The sequence below is a fragment of the Streptomyces acidiscabies genome (genome assembly GCF_020010905.1).
Classification (GTDB): Bacteria; Actinomycetota; Actinomycetes; order Streptomycetales; family Streptomycetaceae; genus Streptomyces; species Streptomyces acidiscabies.
This window is the reverse complement of sequence record NZ_JAGJBY010000001.1, coordinates 5,413,748-5,431,016: the sequence shown is the minus strand read 5'-3', so window position 1 is coordinate 5,431,016 and position 17,269 is coordinate 5,413,748. Positions and strand designations below refer to the sequence as shown.

The following is a 17,269-nucleotide window of genomic DNA, read 5'->3' as shown; positions in this document are numbered from 1 at the left end:
AGCGTAACCACCCATGCGGTATCTCGTTGCTTCGGCATGGAAAGCGGTCTTGCCTCGAAGGTCATCGACGATGACAAGGTTGTGCCCCTTCCCGGCACATGGTCGCGCGAGGCTCGGGCGGATCTGCTGTGCGGGGTCGGCGGGCTGGCGGTCTGCTCCTCGTCCGTACCACTGGCGGACTCGCTCGGGCCCTCCGGCCAGTTGGTCCTCGCCCTCGGGATCGGCTTGGTGGCGGCCGTACGGCTTGCGCTGCGTGAGGATGCTCTGGTCCGTACGCAGACGCTTGTCGTCTTCGTGAGCACCTCCGCGGTGGAGGTGGCGGCCACCCGGTGGCTGGGCCTGTGGGACTACCGCCTGGGCAGTCCGCCCGCGTACATCCCCGTTCTGCATGCCGTCATCTTCCTCGCGGTTCTCATGGTGACCCGTTCCCTGCCGCCCCGACTGCCCCGGCGGCCCCTGCTGATCTGCGCGCTCGTCGGTGTCGGGCTGTGGGCGACAAACGACCTGCTGCTGAGCGCGCGCACCGATACGGTCGGCGTCCCCTGGTTCCTCGTACTCCTGGTCCTGTGCCGCCACTTCGAGACCGCCGCCCGGATTCCCGCGATCGTCGCTCTCACGGTCCCGCTCGACATCCTGACGACTTGCTCGGGCACGGTGGTCTACCGTCCCCACGACGTCACCGGTCTCCTGTCGATGGCGGCCCTGCCGTCCGCCATCGTCGGCGGCTACGCACTCATCTACTGCCTCGCCTCTCTCACAGCGCCCTGGCTGCTGTCCCTGTGGCGACGGGCCTGGGCGTCATGACGGCGGCGTCCACGCGGGCCGTGGTGATCGGCGGCGGTATGGCGGGGCTCCTCGCCGCCCGTGCGCTGACCGACAGCCACGGCGAGGTACTGATCGTCGACCGGGACGACCTGCCGGTCACGCCGGTCCACCGGGTCGGGGTGCCGCAGGCGCGCCACGCTCACTGGCTGCTGGCCCGGGGGCTTCAGGTGCTGGAGTCCTTCCTTCCCGGGCTGTCGGCGGAGCTGATCGCCGCCGGTGCGACACCGGTCGACCCGCACGGAGACTGCGGTTGGACGTTCGACGGGCGCCCGGCCAAGCGCGGTCCCTCGGAGCTGAACTGCCTGATGATGAGCAGAACGCTGCTGGAGACCCGGGTGCGGGCCCGCGTCGCGGCCCTTCCCGGCGTACGGATGCTTCCCCGGCGCGAGGTCGTCGGTCTGCTGGCGTCCCCCGGCGGCGGCAGGATCACCGGTGTACGAGTTCTGCGGCGCGGTCGGCCCGAACCGGTCCTGGAGGTGTGCGCCGACCTGGTCGTCGACGCCTCGGGGCGTGCATCCCGAACACCCTTGTGGCTGCGGGAGTCGGGCCACGGACCGCCGCGCGAGGACCGGGTTCGCGTCGGCGTGACCTATGCGACCCGGCACTACCGGCGTACACCGCACGACCTGCCCGGAACTCTGGCGATCGGACGGCACGTCACGCCGGACCGGCCCCGGGGCGCGGTCCTGTACGCCCAGGAGGACGACCGCTGGCTGCTCACGCTGGTCGGCGTCCTCGACGGACGACCGCCGGTGGATGCCGACGCGTTCACGGCGTACGGCCGTTCTCTCGGCGCCCCGGGCCTCCGGAGGATCGTCACGGACGCGGAGCCTCTCGACGATCCCGTGCGGATCCGGTTCCCCGAGGCGTTCCGTCGTCGTTACGAGAAGCTGCTCGCGCCTCCCGAGGGCCTGGTCGTCATCGGCGACGCGCTGTGCAGCACCAATCCGACCCTCGCCCACGGGATGTCGGTCGCCGCGCTCCAGGCCGAGGCCCTGCACGACTGCCTCCGCGCGGGGACCACGAGGCTTCCCCGGCGCTACTACCGCAAGGCCGCGCGCGTGCTGAGAGTGCCGTGGGCCGCCACCCGCACCTCCGATGTACAGGCGTACGAGTCCGCGCGCCGGCGGTCCCCGTTCCTGTGGGCGGCCGACCTCGCGCGCACCGCAGTGAGCGCCGCCATGGAACGGGACGCCGCCGTCACCCGGGCCTGTCTGCGCGTCGCACACCTGACGACAGGACTGTGGGCGCTGTGCACCCCGCGCATCCTGATCCACCTCGTCCCCGCCCTCGCCCGACTCCTGCTGGCGTCGGTGTCCGCACGACTCGTACGGCCGACGAGCGGGCCCGAAGACGAGGGCGTGCCGACGACGCCCGGCCGCTCGCACGGACAGCCGCCCGGACAACGGAGTACCCCCGCCGACCACAGGACCGAAGCCCGACTCCCGTTCCCTTAGCACCACTTCCCCCCTCACCGAAGGAAGCCGCCGTTGCCCCGCATCCCCGCCCAGGCCGCCGTCGACGACCCCGCGCTGAGGGCCGCGTACGCGGCGTGCGGCAGGTTCTCCAAGGCCGCCAACCCGACGGAGTACGCGCTGATGCAGCTCATGCCCGCAGCGCTGCGCCCCGCGTGCTGGGCCCTGTGGACCGCGCTCAGCGTGCCCGACAACATCATCGACTCCCCGGACGGCACCCCCGCCGAGCGCACCGCGCGGATGCGGGCGTGGGTCGGGGAACTGGAGGAGGAACTGAGCAAAGGCACCAGCGACGACCCGTACCGGCGCGCGATCGTCGACACGGTCTGGCGGTGGCGCCTCGACCCGCGTGACCTGCACATCTCGTACGCGGCCATCGAGGCCGACGCCACCGGTGCCCGGGCAGCGACCTGGGAGGAGTGGAGCACCCGGGTCCAGCGCAGCAACGTCACCTGGGCGGTCCAGTGCCTGACCTTGCTCGGCCGCGCGGGGCTGCACGTCCCGCTCCGGCCCCAGTACCGGCATGACGTCGCCCGTTTCCTCGACGGCGTCTACCTCACCGACACCCTCGTCGACCTCTCCGCCGACCTTGACCGGGGAGTTCTGCACCTGCCCTCCGAGGTCGTCGAGGAGTGCGGCATCGACTCGGCCGACCTGCTGCAACGGCGTTGGAACCCGGATGTCCAGGCCCTGATCGCCCACCTGGTCGCGCGGGCCCGCCGCCTGTTGGAGCCGCCCCGGTTCGCCGTCTCCGCGCACCCCGGGGCCGTCATCCTGCTCAGAGCCGTCAGCGATCTCTTCCGGGCCAGACTGCGGGCCGTCGAGCGCGCCGGACCTCGACTGCTGCACAACGGCCCGCGCCTCGGACCGCACACCCGGGCACGGGTCCTGGGCCCCGCCCGGGCGAAGGCCGCCCTGGCCTGGAAGCTGACTCCGATCGAGGTCCCGGGTGTCTCTGTACGCCCCTCGGTCCGGACGGCCCCGGTCCCGCCGCAACCGACAGCGCGTAACGCTTCCACCGGACCCCGTCGCGGCCCGCTCCCGCATCCCGGCGGGGCACGTCCTCCGGTGATCGAACCCGAACGCATGCCCCAGCACGTCGCCGTCATCATGGACGGCAACGGCCGCTGGGCCACCGAGCGCGGGCTGCCCCGCCACGAGGGCCACCGCGCCGGATACACCGCGCTGCGGGACATCGTCCATGGTGCGCTGGAGATCGGCCTCGGGCATCTGACGGTCTACGCCTTCTCCAGCGAGAACTGGAAGCGCTCGCCCGAGGAGATCGCCAACCTGTTCGAGTTGATCACGGAGGAGCGGTTCGCCTTCGAGGCCGACGGCGTACGGCTGTGCTGGGCCGGCAGTCCCGAGGGGCTGCCCGAGGACCTGGTCGAGGGGGTGCAGCGCGCCGAGCGCGACACCCGGGACGAGTCGGATCTCGTCCTGACGGTCTGCCTCAACTACGGAGGTCGCGCCGAACTCGCCGACGCGGCGGCCTCGGTCGCGCGCGCCGCCGTCGCCGGTGACCTCGACCCGAACCGCGTCTCCGAACACCTGCTGGCCCGCTATCTGGCCTACCCGGACCTGCCCGACGTCGACCTGCTGTGGCGCACCGGCGGAGAGCGCCGCACCTCCAACTTCCTGCCCTGGCAGTCCACTTACGCCGAACTCCACTTCACCGACACCTACTGGCCCGACGTGGACCGCCGGGACCTGTGGCAGGCGCTGCTCTCCTACGGCCGTCGCGAGCGCCGGTACGGAACCGTGCCCTCGGCGTCCCGGCCGCCGGTGCTCACCGCGGTGGGGGGAGAGGAATGACGGCCGTGACGCGCGGTGGCCGGTGGTGTGTGGCGATGTGGACGGCCGTGGTCCTGGCCGCCCTGGTGGTGCTGCCGGTCGGGCTCGCCCATGTGCGCGGGGCGATCGTGCAGGCGGAGGGAAGTTCCTCGGTACGGGCCACGGCGCTCATCGCCCGCGGGATGCCGTCGTTCGGCACCGAACAGGTCTCCCTCGCTTTCGACTCCCGCACCCTCATGGCCGACAGCGAGCCGTACCAGCAGGCGCTCGTCGCGGCGGCCCGGGCTGCGGACAGCGTCCCCGGTACCGCACAGGTCATCCCGGTGCCGGGCGCCCCGGACCGCGACCCGCACCACACCTACCTGGCCGTCGGCATCGACGGTGACGCCGACGCGCGCCGGCAGCTGCTGCCCGAACTGCGCTCGGCGACCGGGCGGGCGGTGGCGGCGGCCTCCCACGGCCGGGTCACCGTCGCCCTCACCGGCGCCACCCCGGTCTTCGCCGAGCAGATCAAGGCGGACCTGGCCGACCTGCGGTACGCGGAGGCCGTCACGGTGCCGGCCGCGCTGCTGCTGCTCGTCGTCGGCCTGGGCTCCCTCGGCTCCGCCCTGACGGTCCTGGCGACCGCCGCCGTGGGCGTCGTCGTCAGCACGGGCGCCCTGGCGGCCCTCGCCCTGGTCCTGGACATCGACAGTCTGATGGTCACCGTCGCCACCACCGTCGGCTTCGGACTCGGCCTCGACTACGCGCTGTTGCTCCTGCTGCGCTACCGCAGCCTGCGCGACGACGGACTCGCCCCGCACCCCGCCACCGCCGCCGCCACCAGGTCGGCCGGACACGCCGTGCTGTGGTGTGCCGCGGCGGTGATGGTCACCAGTGCCGCACTCCTGACCGCCCCGCTGGCGCTCGCCCGCACGGCCGCCCTGGTCGCCGCGCTCACCACCGCCGTCACCGCCGCCGCGGCCACCACCCTGCTGCCCGCGCTCCTGCCCCGTCTCGACCCGCTCCTCGACCGGGGCCGGGTGCGCCGCCGGAAGCGTGCGAACGAGGAAGACCGCTGGGCCCGTTGGGCACGCCGGTTGATGGACCGGCCCTGGCCCTACCTGCTCGCCGCCCTCGCAGTCCTGCTCCTCGCGGCGGCCCCGGCCGGTGCCCTGCGCACCGGACTCCAGATGAACCCGAGCGTCATCGCGGACACCGACGCCGGCCGCGGGATGGCCCAGATGGAACGGGACGGCCTGGCCGACATCACCCTGATCGCCCTGCCCCACCCACCGGACACGGGCCCGGTGGACACCACCGACCTGACCGACGCCCTGCGCGCCGACCCGCGTATCACCACGGTCGCGGCGCTCGACAACGGCCGCGACCTGACCGTGGTCAGCGTCACCGACCGCATCACCGCCGACCATCCCGGTGCCGAACGCCTGGTCACCCACATCCGCTCACTCGCCGCCCGCACCCTCCCACCCGGCCAACGGGCGTACAGCACCGGCCCGGCCGCCCAACTCGCCGACTTCCACCAGGCGTTGCGCTGCGCGCTGTACCGGATCGTCGTCATCGTCCTGGCCGGGTCCTTCCTGCTGATGCTGCTCGCCTTCCGCAGTGTGCTCCTGCCTCTCAAGGCGATCGCCATGAACGTCCTGTCCGTGGCAGCGTCCTTCGGCCTCCTCGTGTGGGCGAACGGGCATACGGCCCATCCGATCCATCTCGCGATCCCCCTGATGGCCGCGACCATCGTGTTCGGCCTCTCCCTGGACTACGAGGTCTTCCTCGTCCACCGCATCACCACGTACTACCGGGCCACCGGCGACTGCCGCCTGGCCGTCGCCCGGGGTCTCGGCGAGACGGCACGCCCGATCACCCTCGCGGCGGCCACCATGGCCACCGTCTTCGCCGGGCTCATGGTCACGCGCCGCGAGGACTTCCGGCAGACGGGATTCCTGGTCGCCACCGCGGTGATCCTCGACGCCACGCTGATCCGCATGGTCGTCGTGCCGACGCTGATGCGGTTGCTCGGCCACCGCAACTGGTGGCTGCCGGCCCCCCTGATCCGACTGCTGCCCCCACCGCACGACGCACCCGCCGGTGTTCCCGAACAACGCCTGGACGCCGATGTCCAGCCGTGTCCCGATCCGACCGCCTACCACCGAGGAAGCCGCCCGTGAACACCCTTGCCCCCCTGAAGGCCGCCGCCACCGCCCTGGCCGTCCTCGCCGCGCTGGCCGCACCGGCCACGGCCTCCACAGCGGCGCCCACCGCCCAGCAGACAGCGGCCACCCTGCGCTGCCAGGTCCAGACCGTGCCGGGCCGCCCCATCACGTTCTCCCCGAAACTCACCCTCCGGACCCGGACCGTCAAAGTCTCCGGAACGTTCAAGCTGACGGGTTGTGCCTGGTCCGACGGCACGTCCACGCGCCTGCGCAGCGGCACCGGAACGGCGAGCGGCACGGGACGGGCCAGCTGCGGCGGTGCCTCGGGGATCGACGGCTCCGGGACCATCACGTGGTACGACCGCTCCGGCCGCCGCGTCGGCACGTCCACCCTCAAGCCCACGCTCTCCTCGGTGAACAGCTACAACCCCGGGGACTCCCTGCTCGCCGGCAAGATCACCGGCGGCCAGCTCGCCGGCTTCCGCACCGCGGGCAGCGTCACCCCGACCAGCGACGTGACCACCTGCGCCGGCCGAGGACTGGGCTCGGTGCACGGCAGGGGGACGCTGCGCCTGTCGCGGTGAGAACGCCTGCGAGATGCCGGGCTAGGCCCTGTCGTCAAATTCCCGTCGTCCGCCCGGAGGGCGGGCCGGGAGGCGTCTGACGCGTGCAGCTGCAAGGCGGAGGAGGGCGTCGACGCGGAGCGTCGGCAACCGACGACAACGCCGCAGATGCGCGTGGCAGGCGTCTCCCGGCAGGCGGGAATTTGACGACAGGGCCTAGAGCACCCTCGGAGCCTGCGACCAGCGCCGCACGCGGTACGGCATCCACCAGACGAACTCCCCTATCCTCGCGGCCAGTTCCTCCTGGAGGAAGTCGTCCAGGATCGGGCCGGGTACGCGGGATGCGGGAGCCCCGTCGGTGAGGAGGTCGATCGCCGCGCGGTACTCGGGCTCGTCGATGGTGAACCGGCGCAGTTCACCGTGGCGTCGGTCGCGGACCTGGACGAATCCGGGTCCCTGCCGGTAGACGCACTTGCAGATGTAGTAGCTGTCGCGCCAGCGCCGGAGCGCCCCCTCCGGGTCCGGCACGCCCAGGAGCGAAGTCGGCGGGTGGAGGTGGCTCAGTGGGATCCAGGCGTCGGGACCTGGTCCGGGGTGTACCTGCCAGTCGACCGCGACGGCCAGGCTGGTGAGGTCTCCGACGAAGCTCAGCGCGCGTACGGTCCAGGCGGCGTCGGTCTCGTCGGTGAGGTCCACGGGACGGGGCAGGGCGACCCGGCGGGCCCCGGCCTCGAAGAGCCGTCGGGCCGCGGCGCCTCCCGGACCGTCGATGTGCTGGGGGTCCAGGCGCATGCCGGGGAGTTCGTTCACGGTCTCGTCGTGGTCCCGCCAGGCCGTCACCGTGAACGCGTGGGGCCGGGTGGGAGCGGGTAGCGCGGTCATCGTCGTCTCTCCTGTCTCCTGCTTCGGCTGCTGCGGACGGCTCAGGCGAGTGCCGCCACCGGCTCCTGGACGGTGGGCCGGCGCAGGGGATGCATCCTCAGCAGCTCCTCGTTGACCGCGGGCACCGCCACCTGCACGACGTGGCCGCCGTTCTCGAAGGTCAGCCCCAGCTCCCGCCAGCGCCGCAGGATCTCGCCCAGCTCACGGTCACCGGCCGCGTCGCCGTGCTCCGTACGGAGTTTGCGTACGGCGGCGGCCACGGAGTGGGGCTGGTCGAGCAGGCGGAAGAGGGCGACCTCGACGGGTTCGGTCAGTTCCCGCACGTGCCATGCGAAGGCGCGCCGGGTGCTGACGAGGACGATCCGGTCGCCGAGGTCGCAGGAGGTGAGGCGGCTGCCGGGGTACGACTGTTTCCACTGCCTGATCGCCGCGTTGAGCCGTCCCACGACGGCCTCGTCGACGCCGCGCGGCGGTACGGCGAACACGTAGGCGAGGTCGAACATCTCGGCTTCCGGCAGCTCGTAGGTGAGGTGGTACGGCTCGGCCGGCCGCAGGTCCGAGAAGCCGAGGGAGGGGTTGTTGAAGTAGGGGCTGAAGCGTTCAATGGCGATCCTGGCGGATTCGTCGACCGGCGGCTGGAGGTGCTCCAGGGCGGGCAGTTGGACCGTCACGTCGTCGTAGTCCTCGGCGGCCTCTCCCGGGAAGCCGTGGAGGTAGTTCCAGACCACCGACAGCCCTACGGCGGCGCCGTCGCGCATCATCCGTACGTTCTGGCAGCCGGTGACGCCCTTGTCCATCAGGCCGAGCACCCTGCTGCTGAGGCTCTCGATGCCCGGCTGGACGTAGATCAGTCCGGCGTCGGCCAGGGTCTGCAACTGGCCTCTGCGCATGTTCGACTTGATCTCGTAGTGCATCCTCAGGTCGAGGCCGCTCTCGATGATCCTCGGCAGGAGCGAGGAGATGTATCCCATGTCGAGGATGTTGTCGACGACGTACATGTCCAGAATCCGGTGCCGGCGGGCGAGTTCGACGATCTCGTCGAGGAACGCGCTCGGGTTCTTGCTCCTGAACTGCATGAACGAGCCGTTCAGGCCGCAGAACGTGCAGTGGTGCTTCTCCCCCCACCAGCATCCCCGGGCGCCCTCGACGACGAGTTTCGGTTCGACCCAGGACCGGGCGGCGGAGGCCGAGAGCCGTTCGAAGTAGCCGGTGTAGTCGGGTGACAGGATCGCGGCGGGCGGCAGCGGCACGGTGCTCATGGCGTTCGTCGTGGACCCGCCGTCCGTGTCGCGCCGGCACAGCCCGGGGACGGCGGCGAGGTCCCCGTCCCCGTCGAGGGCCCTGAGCAGGGCGGGGAAGGACGCCTCGCCCTCGCCGCGCACGACGTGGTCGACGAACGGGAAGTTGCGGTGCACGGCCTCGCCCTGCTTGCCGTCGCAGTTGGCGCCTCCCATGACGGTCACGATCCGCGGGTCCAGCCTCTTGACGTACCGGGCGGCGGCCAGTGCTGCGGTGTTCTGCTGGAAGGTGGAGGTGAATCCGACGACATCGGGTTCGAGCGCTGCGACGCATTCGGCGATGTGCTGGACGAATTCGGGCGCGGCCGTGTGCAGTTCCCTCGTCATCGCCATCCGTTCGCCGGACAGCCGGTTGTGCATGGCCTCGGTGAATTCCGCGACCCGCCACTGCGGGTCGTCGTACAGCGCCGAGGAGAAGACCCAGTCGCCGCAGCCGAGGAAATAGGAGGCGAGGGAGTAGTAACCGTAGTCCCCGAGAGAGAAATCGGTGCGCTCCGTCACCCAGTCCACGAAATCGATGTTGGCGTGCATGATCTCGGCCCGGCCGCCGGGAACGTGTTCGTCGACGCTGCGTTTGAGGATTCCGAGGGCCAGCGACGGGAGATCGATCGGCGCCCAGGGCATGTTCACCAGGAGTACGCGCACGGCTTGCCTCTTTTCATGGGTCGGGATCGTTCGGCCGGGCGGGGGTCGGCTCGCTGTGGCTGTCCGGGCCGACCCCCGGTACTGCTACTGCTCCTGCTGCTCCTGCTCGTCGGCATTGCGGAATCGGATCCTTATGCCGACTCCGACCGCACGGTTCTCGTCGGCGTCCTCAAGCGGGTCGTCGTGGAATACGTCCTTCTGCATGGCGCACCCCCTCTCTGTCGATCGGATCGGGCTGGGTCGTGGTGCTGTTCACCCCGGCTCACTGCGGAGCCGGGACGTCTGGGGCCGGGGTGCTCGCGAGACTCCGGCCGAGGAAGCGCAGGGACCGTTCCATGACGGCCACGTGCTGGGCGCCGTCGTAGCCGTCGTGCCCCGAGTCCAGCCAGAGCAGGTCGTGGCGGACCGCGCGGGCGCGCAGTGCGGCGACGTACACCTCGATCTGCTCGGGCGGGCATTTGGCGTCGCCCCGCGCGGCGACGATGAGCAGGGGGGCGCGGACCGCGCCCGCCCAGGTGGTGGGCGACGCGTGGGCGTAGCGCTCGGGGACCTGGTCGGGGGTGCCGCCGAACAGGGCGGTGTCCAGGGCCTGGAGGGCCGGGGTGGAGTGGCGGAAGGACGTCGCGCAGTCGGCCACCGGTTTGACGGCGACCCCGGCGTTCCACAACTCCGGGTGGGTGCCGAGGGCGAGGAGGACGAGGTAGCCGCCCCACGAGGTGCCGCACAGGCCGACCGCCCCTGCGCGGCCGACTCCGCGCCGCAGGAGGTCCGCGCGGACGCGTACCAGGTCGGCGACCTGCGTGTGGCCGACGCCGTCCGGGTAGGCGGTGCGCCAGGACGGGCCGTACCCCGTCGAACCCCGGTAGTTGACCCGGGCCGCGGCGAAACCGGACGCGGTGAGCGACTGGACCATGGGGTCGTAGGCGTCGCGGTCGTGGTCGGCCGGGCCGCCGTGGAGCAGGAACACCAGCGGCCAGGGGCGGGGCCGGTCGGTGGGCAGGGAGAGCAGGGTGTGTACGGGGCCGTCGGGGCCCGGGGTCCACAGGTCCTGGTGCCGGCCGTGGGCGGGGACCCGCCAGTCGCGGCCCGGCATGCGGGTTCCCGACAGCGACAGGGTGCGCGGCGGGGTGACCGCGTCGGTCCAGAGGTAGTGGACGTCTCCGCCGCCGCGCGGGGCGGCGTCGAGAATGCTGCCGGCGGGGACGGGCAGTGCGGTGACGGTGCGCCATTGCGGGTCGGCGGTGAACAGGCGGCTGCGGCCGTGGCGGTTCTGGCGCAGCAGGATGCGGCCGTCGTCCGGGTACCAGCGTGCGGTGGTCTCGGTGTCGAACGAGCACCAGGGGTACAGGTCGACGCCGCGCGACGGCCGCCAGGTGCCGAGGCGGTAGCGGCCGTCCTGCTCGCGCATGACCAGCAGCAGGGGGTCGGCGGAGGCGGGGTGGAAGCCGAGGGGCCAGATGCGGCCGGCGGTTCCCGGGAGTACGTCGACCGTGGTGCCGTCGGGGGTGAGGAGGGTGATCGCGTGCGGGGAGTGGGCGGGGCCGGCGAGCGCCAGCAGGTCGCCGTGCGGGGCCAGGTCGCACAGCCGTGCGTGCCGGTCGGTCCGCAGGACGACGGTGTCGGGGGCGCCGCGTCGGCCCAGGTGGACGCGGAGTCCTTCGGGGTCTTCGAGCCCGGCGGCCACCAGGCCCCGGTCGGTCATGGCCAGGCCGCGCGGTCTGCCGGGGGCCGCCTGCGGGAACGCCGGGAGGTGCGGTCCGCCGTCGAAGTCCTGGACCCGCCAGTGTCCGTGGCCCCGGTGGTCCTCGTCGAACCACCACACGGCCGCTTCCGCGTCGATGGTGCACAGCAGGGTGCCGTGCGGGCGGGCGGTCACCTGGCGGGAGATCCCGGTGGCCCGGTCCCAGGCGAAGATCTCGCAGCGGCCGTCGGCGTCGCCCGCGTAGGCCATCCGGTCGGGGTCGGCCGGGCAGACCGCGGGCAGCAGGGGGCGGTACACGCCGTAGTCCCGCCCCGTCACCGTGGGCGTCCCTCGGGGGCGGGTTCGCGTTTTTGCTCCGCTTCCGGCCGGGGGTCGTCGGCGCGCAGGTGGGTGGCGCCGAACGTCGCGTACAGCGCCAGCAGGGCGAGGGCGCCCGCGCAGCCGAGCCCCGTCGTCCGGCCGCCGTACGCGGACACCAGGACCCCGGCCGCCAGCGGCGCGCAGGCCGCCAGGCCCTCACCGGCCGTGCCCAGCACGGTGCCGACGCGGGCCTGGAGGGTGTCGGGCACCACGAGGACGGCGCGCGCGTGCAGGACGATGACGACGGACGGCGCGGTCAGCGACACGGCACCGAGCAGCAGGCCGTAGCCCCAGGTCGTGGTGGTGAACGCGAGCCCCACAGCGGCCGGAACCATGATCCACGAGGCTGCCGCGACGACCAGCGCACGGGGCAGCAGCCGCACCAGCCAGGGTGCGCCGAGCGCGCCGACGAGCCCGCCGACGCCGGAGAAGGTGAGGATCAGGCCGATCGACGAGGCGCTGGCGCCGCGGCTCTGCGCGCTGAAGACGGCGTGGTAGTAGAGGGCGCCGAGTACGGCGTTGAGTCCCGCGGTCCACAGCAGGACGAAGCGCAGGAATCCGTCGGTCCACACGAAGCGGATGCCCTGGGCCAGCTCGGAGCGGAACGAGGCGCCCGGGGTGTCCCGTTCGGGCGACAGTTCGGCGCGTACGGCTCTGACGAGGGCGGCGGAGAGGAGGAAGGAGAGGGCGTCGGCGAGGAACGGCACCCATCTGGCCAGCTGGTACAGGACGCCGCCGAAAGCTGGGCCGACGATCTGGGTGGCCTGGTCACGTGCCTGGAGGCTGCCGATCGCGCGCGGGTAGTCGGCCGGTGGGACGAGCCTGCGGACCGTGCCGTGGGCAGCGGCCAGGTAGCACGCGCTCGCCGTCTGTTCCACGACGGCGGCGGCCAGCAGGTGGGTGAAGACGACCCTGTCCCACGCCACCGCCGCGAACACTGTTCCCATCGCGGCGGCTGCCACGAGCGAGGCACCGATCATCATGGGTTTGCGGGGCCATCTGTCCGCGAGTACCCCCGCGAACGGGGAGACGGCCAGTCCGCTCGCCGTCGCCGTGGTGGCGAGTAATCCCACGAGGCTCGACGGATATCCGGCCCCCAACAATGTCAGGGGAAGAACAAGAACAGATGCGTGCGTACCCAGGCCGTCTATCGCACCGGCCGTCCAGAGTAATCGAAAATCCCGCACCCGAGAAAAAGCGGGAAGCTGGTCTAATTCACCCCGCGTGGTCATAGCGGCCCCTCCCGCTTCATTCTCCGACCGCGTTCGGAAGAATTCGACGCCGTTCGCGGTGGAGCTGGCTCAGCGTAGCGAGGGTCCCGGGCTTCCGCAATACTGCGCGTTACGTGGATTCTCGATCTCTGTACGATCGGCTGGCACAGGGTGTGAGCTGCGAGTTCGTCGCCCCTGGATATCTTGGAGACCCGGCGTACTCTTGATCCGCCATAAAAGAATCTTCGCGGAAATTCGGAGCACTATGAGGAGGGGATGGTTACCGGAATTAAACCCTTCGCAAAATTCCGCCTCGCGGCGGGTCAAGGGTTCACCGGACGGGTGGCGGCACAGCTACGCGGAGAGCCGCCGTGGCGGTGGGAGATCGCCGTGGCCGGGATCAGACGCGGGAGCAGTGCGTGCTGTCCGGCTTCCCGGGCCGTCTCAGCCGGGCGTCCGGCGATGAGCGCGGCGCGCGGCAGCGTCGAACCCGCCGGCACCGGCGGGGACCGTCGCCTCTTGAACAGACGCCGTCAGGGGTTCGTCAGCGTCGGCGCGGTCTCGGCTGGCCGAGTCGACGTCACCGTCAGGAGAGCGAAGGCGGCGGCGAAGCCGAGCATGGTGAAGACCCCTTTGGGCCAGAAGATGTGGCTGTCGACGAACGACCAGCAGGCGGCGAACAGGACGACGGCGCCCGGCAACACCCGCACGCCGTGCCGGCGCCAGAGCACCGCGCAGGTGGCGAACGAGGCCACGGCGAGGCCGTACACACCGGCCCGGCCCAGTTCGTCTCCGACGACGAACAGCGGCCCGGCCGCACCGTGGACACCGTGGTCCACCGCGGTGCCGGCGGATATGCCGGCCACCGCGTCCAGGCCGGAGTAGTACGCGGCGAACCAGAGGCACCCGGCCCAGGAGAGAACCGTCAGCGCCCCCTCCGCATCACGACGCGGCCTCCCCCACAGGGGGACCACCAGTCCGAGAACGAGAAGGGGGAAGACGGGCAGCAGGACGATGTGCATCCCAGCCCAGTGGCCGGCCGTCGATGCCGTCAGATGCCGGGGGTGCATCAGACCAGCGACGGCCAGCAGCAGAGGAGCCACGGTGACCAGAACTGTCGCGTACGCGGTACGGAAGGATCGCATCCTGGCACGTTAGGCAGCCGCCCTCTGCCCCACCGCCTCCACCCACCACGCGTAAGACCACCGTAAGACGCGATCCGCCGGTGGAGACCCGCTCGGTCCTCCATCCCGCTCCGAGTTCTTACGGAGGCATGACGCGGCGCGGGATTCCCGCACTCCCTCCGGTCCCACCCGTAAACATGGGTGCGGCCGGCCCCGCCCCGATGTGATCCGAAGCCCCCTTGATCCGACTCCCCCAGAGGAACCCCATGCGACGCAATACGCGCAAACGATCGAAGACGACGCAGCGAGCCATCGCCGCGGCGGCGGGCCTGGCTCTGGGGGCAGGAGGGTTGATAGCCGTCAGTGTCTATGCCTCCGCCCATGAGAGCGGCAACAGCAACTCGACGAAACGCGCGTCCCAAGGGGATCAGGTCCTGTCGGCCGGAGCTGTCACGATCAGCTGCCCGGATGTCGGGGCGAAGCTGATGTCAGTCCCGGACCGGGCCAGGGCGCTGGTCGACAAGGAACTCGCTCTCCTCGACCAGCAGGTGGCCGAGGCGTACCAGCGGCTGCGGAACTCGGCCAGGGCCGTACAGCAGGACAGCTCCTTCGCCGACAACGCGATCATGGGACCGCTGAAGAACAAGCGGGCCGCGACCATCGACCGCATCGCGATCACCATCGGCAGATCGGGCCCCAGGCCGCAGGGCCTTGAAGCCCTCGCCGCCTGTTCGCTGCGCGCTTCCGGCAACCAGCAGGGCAACGCCGCCGGCCAGGGCGGCAACGGTCCGGTGGCCTCCGACTTCGTGGACATCACCACCGTCCAGCCGAATGTGCGCAGCCCCCGGACATCGCGCGGCGCTTCCACGGGGACCTTCACGACGCGGTGCGGCGTCAACGCCAACAAGCTGTACAACTCCGACAACATCATCGTCGCCCCCGGCGTGGGCAACGGCGCGCACCATACGCACGACTACGTCGGCAACCAGGACAACGACGCGTTCACCACCAACGAGGAGTTCGCCGCCGCCGGGACCAGTTGCCGCAACCAGGGGGACAGGTCCACGTACTACTGGCCGGTGCTCCGTCTGCAGGACGGCACCCGGGAGTTCGACGCCAAGCAGCTCGGCGGCGGTGCCGAAGGCAACACCGGCCGCATCCTGACCGCCTCGAAGGTCACGCTGAACTTCGTCGGCAGCCCCCGTGGCAAGGTCGTGGCGATGCCCAAGTTCCTGCGGATCATCACCGGCGACGCCAAGGCGTTCACCAACGGCACCGCGAACGCCAACGCGGCCTGGAGCTGCACCGGCTTCGAGAACCGGCAGCTGACGGACAGGTATCCGATCTGCCCCCGGGGCAGCAAGCTGGTCCGTACGTCCACGTTCCAGAGCTGCTGGGACGGCCGGAGCATCGACAGCGCCAACCACCGCTCGCATGTCGCGTTCGCCGACCGGAGGACCGGCGCCTGCCCGACCGGCTTCAAGGCCATACCGCAGCTCGTCCAGCGCCTCGTCTACTCCGTAGCGGCCCCCAGCCTCGACGACAACGGCAAAACCCGGCCGTTCTACGCGGTGGACGGCTTCCCGGAGCAGATGCACAAGCCGATCACGGACCACGGCGACTTCATCAACGTCTTGGACGAGCGCCTGATGAACAGGCTGGTCCAGTGCATCAACACCGGCCGAAAGTGCCAATGACCTCGTCCCTGGGAAACAGGGGCAGACCCGTAGCACCGTGAACTGGCCGGTCGTACCGGGACAGCGCTGCCCTGCGTACTCGACCGCCCACCGTTAGTGAAAGGCAGGGATACATGCCCTCTCCCTCCCCTTCGAGGCACATCACGCCGCGTGCCGCTCTGCCCCCAGCGCAATACGCCGTATCCCGGCACGCGGCGTGGCTCGGCGCCGCCGCGATCATCACCGACGAGTCCGGCCGGGTCCTGCTGGTACACCCCACCTACCGCAAGGACGGCTCGTGGCTGCTGCCCGGAGGCGTCGTCGAACCCGGCGAGCACCCGCACGTCACCTGTCGGCGAGAGATCACCGAGGAACTGGGCCTGCCGGACCTGCCCCTGTCGGCCGTACTCGCTGTCCACTCCCTCTCCTCGCACCACCCCGGCACACCCTGCCCCGGTGAGGTCCGGTTCGTCTTCGACGGGGGAACCCTGACCCCCGACCAGGTGGAGACGATCCGTCTGCCGCGCGAGGAACTGTCCAAGTACGCCTTCCTGGAAACCCGGGACGCGGTGCGGCGCCTGCGTCCCGTGGACGGGCAGATCATGCTCGCCGCCTACCGGGCCCGGCTCGGGAACACCGCCACCGCGCACCTCGCCGACGGCCGGCACATCCTCGACGTCCCGGCGCTGGACCGCCACGACGTCCACGTCCGCTACCGGCCCTTGTGGAACAGCCCTCTCCGCCACGGCCCCGTCCCCGAGCGACTGCCCGTGAAGCAAGCCTGGGCGTGGTGCTTCGCTCCCGGCGGCCGGGTCGTCGTCGTGGCCGACCCCGGTCCGCAGGGCGCGCTGCCGATGCTGCCCGGCGGCACCGTGGAGAGCACCGATGCGACGCCCGAGGACACCCTGCACCGCGAAGCCGCCGAGGAAGCCCAGCTCACCCTGGCCGACCCGGTACGGCTGGGCTGGGTGCTGGACGAGACCGGCGAGGTCTACGGCGGCGTGGGGCCCAACGCCCGGCTCCGTCTGGCCGCCCGGGTCACCTCCGTCGGACCGTCGGCCGTGGACCCCGCCACCGGCCGCCCCTTCGCCCGCCTGCTCACCACCCCCGCCCAGGCAGCCGCCCTGCTGGGATGGGGCCCGCCCGGAGCGCGCCAAGCTCAACTCGCGGCGGAGACGGCCCGCGAGCGGTGGGGCCTGCCCGCTGCTCGCGCCGTCGCCGTCGCCGTCGAGGAGATCCCGGCGGAGGGGATGCGGCTGAGCTGACATGGACAACCACCCCGCCTCGCTCGTCACCCTCCTCTCCCCCGGCGGACACACCGAGCCCGCCGACGAGCCCCTGGCAGCAGCGGCGCTGCAAGAGGAGACCGGCGCCTCAGGCCGTGGCACCGTGGCCCGACGACCTCGACCGCCTTCAGAGGAAAGCGGGTCACGGAAGGTGTTGCCTACGTCGGTCAGGGGCTGGCCTGCGGGACGATTCGCCGCGCGGGGCAGGTCAGCATTTATGCAGGTCGCGCCCCTCACCGGGCACCGCGAGGATCGGGGGACGCGTTCGAGTGAAT

12 protein-coding genes are annotated in these 17,269 nt (G+C 71.5%); 7 read left to right on the top strand and 5 right to left on the bottom strand.

The features are described 5' to 3' along the window. Positions 1-36 precede the first annotated feature (36 nt). From J8M50_RS24670 to J8M50_RS24650, 5 genes are read left to right on the top strand one after another with little or no spacing between them, the layout of a single operon-like run. Positions 37-804: a hypothetical protein gene (locus tag J8M50_RS24670; protein ID WP_010359077.1), complete on the top strand. Its 768-nt coding sequence runs from the start codon at positions 37-39 to the stop codon at positions 802-804. Beyond that, positions 780-2,282, top strand: coding sequence for an NAD(P)/FAD-dependent oxidoreductase (locus J8M50_RS24665; protein ID WP_010359079.1), 1,503 nt, complete (start codon positions 780-782; stop codon positions 2,280-2,282). Before J8M50_RS24670 ends, J8M50_RS24665 begins: the two co-directional genes overlap by 25 nt. A gap of 33 nt (positions 2,283-2,315) precedes the next feature. Further along, positions 2,316-4,115 carry a polyprenyl diphosphate synthase gene (uppS, locus tag J8M50_RS24660; protein ID WP_010359080.1) on the top strand — a complete coding sequence of 600 codons (1,800 nt, stop codon included), beginning with the start codon at positions 2,316-2,318 and terminating at the stop codon, positions 4,113-4,115. Positions 4,116-4,120: 5 nt separating this feature from the next. Beyond that, entirely contained in the window at positions 4,121-6,262 is a 2,142-nt protein-coding gene (locus J8M50_RS24655) for an MMPL family transporter (RefSeq protein ID WP_178855081.1), read from the top strand. Then, positions 6,259-6,831, top strand: coding sequence for a hypothetical protein (locus J8M50_RS24650; RefSeq protein WP_010359082.1), 573 nt, complete (start codon positions 6,259-6,261; stop codon positions 6,829-6,831). The genes J8M50_RS24655 and J8M50_RS24650 overlap by 4 nt, the downstream gene beginning before the upstream one ends. Positions 6,832-7,026: 195 nt before the next feature. Here the strand turns inward: J8M50_RS24650 and J8M50_RS24645 are convergent, their stop codons facing one another. The 5 genes from J8M50_RS24645 to J8M50_RS24625 form a co-directional block, all read right to left on the bottom strand. Further along, positions 7,027-7,692: a DUF5825 family protein gene (locus tag J8M50_RS24645; protein ID WP_010359083.1), complete on the bottom strand. Its 666-nt coding sequence runs from the start codon at positions 7,690-7,692 to the stop codon at positions 7,027-7,029. Between the two features lie 41 nt (positions 7,693-7,733). Further along, positions 7,734-9,635 carry a RiPP maturation radical SAM C-methyltransferase gene (locus J8M50_RS24640; protein WP_010359084.1) on the bottom strand — a complete coding sequence of 634 codons (1,902 nt, stop codon included), beginning with the start codon at positions 9,633-9,635 and terminating at the stop codon, positions 7,734-7,736. A 262-nt stretch (positions 9,636-9,897) separates the two neighbouring features. Then, positions 9,898-11,655: an alpha/beta hydrolase family protein gene (locus J8M50_RS24635; RefSeq protein WP_010359085.1), complete on the bottom strand. Its 1,758-nt coding sequence runs from the start codon at positions 11,653-11,655 to the stop codon at positions 9,898-9,900. After that, positions 11,652-12,929 (bottom strand): MFS transporter, encoded by a 1,278-nt coding sequence (locus J8M50_RS24630; protein WP_075693715.1) that lies wholly within the window; start codon positions 12,927-12,929, stop codon positions 11,652-11,654. Before J8M50_RS24630 ends, J8M50_RS24635 begins: the two co-directional genes overlap by 4 nt. Before the next feature lie 512 nt (positions 12,930-13,441). Beyond that, a complete protein-coding gene (locus tag J8M50_RS24625; protein WP_010359088.1) occupies positions 13,442-14,053 on the bottom strand; it encodes a hypothetical protein in 612 nt (203 codons plus the stop codon). Between the two features lie 245 nt (positions 14,054-14,298). Here J8M50_RS24625 and J8M50_RS24620 point away from each other — a divergent pair, with 245 nt between their 5' ends. Then, positions 14,299-15,729 carry a DUF1996 domain-containing protein gene (locus J8M50_RS24620; RefSeq protein ID WP_029184501.1) on the top strand — a complete coding sequence of 477 codons (1,431 nt, stop codon included), beginning with the start codon at positions 14,299-14,301 and terminating at the stop codon, positions 15,727-15,729. A gap of 113 nt (positions 15,730-15,842) precedes the next feature. Next, positions 15,843-16,973 (top strand): NUDIX hydrolase, encoded by a 1,131-nt coding sequence (locus J8M50_RS24615; protein WP_010359091.1) that lies wholly within the window; start codon positions 15,843-15,845, stop codon positions 16,971-16,973. The last annotated feature ends 296 nt before the right edge of the window (positions 16,974-17,269 follow it).

Bases quoted from the DNA above. Each gene is read 5' to 3' on its own strand.
- J8M50_RS24645 (WP_010359083.1), bottom strand. From the start codon at position 7,692: ATGACCGCGCTACCCGCTCCCACCCGGCCCCACGCGTTCACGGTGACG.
- J8M50_RS24670 (WP_010359077.1), top strand. From the start codon at position 37: ATGGAAAGCGGTCTTGCCTCGAAGGTCATCGACGATGACAAGGTTGTG.
- J8M50_RS24615 (WP_010359091.1), top strand. From the start codon at position 15,843: ATGCCCTCTCCCTCCCCTTCGAGGCACATCACGCCGCGTGCCGCTCTG.
- J8M50_RS24630 (WP_075693715.1), bottom strand. From the start codon at position 12,929: ATGACCACGCGGGGTGAATTAGACCAGCTTCCCGCTTTTTCTCGGGTG.
- J8M50_RS24620 (WP_029184501.1), top strand. From the start codon at position 14,299: ATGCGACGCAATACGCGCAAACGATCGAAGACGACGCAGCGAGCCATC.
- J8M50_RS24625 (WP_010359088.1), bottom strand. From the start codon at position 14,053: ATGCGATCCTTCCGTACCGCGTACGCGACAGTTCTGGTCACCGTGGCT.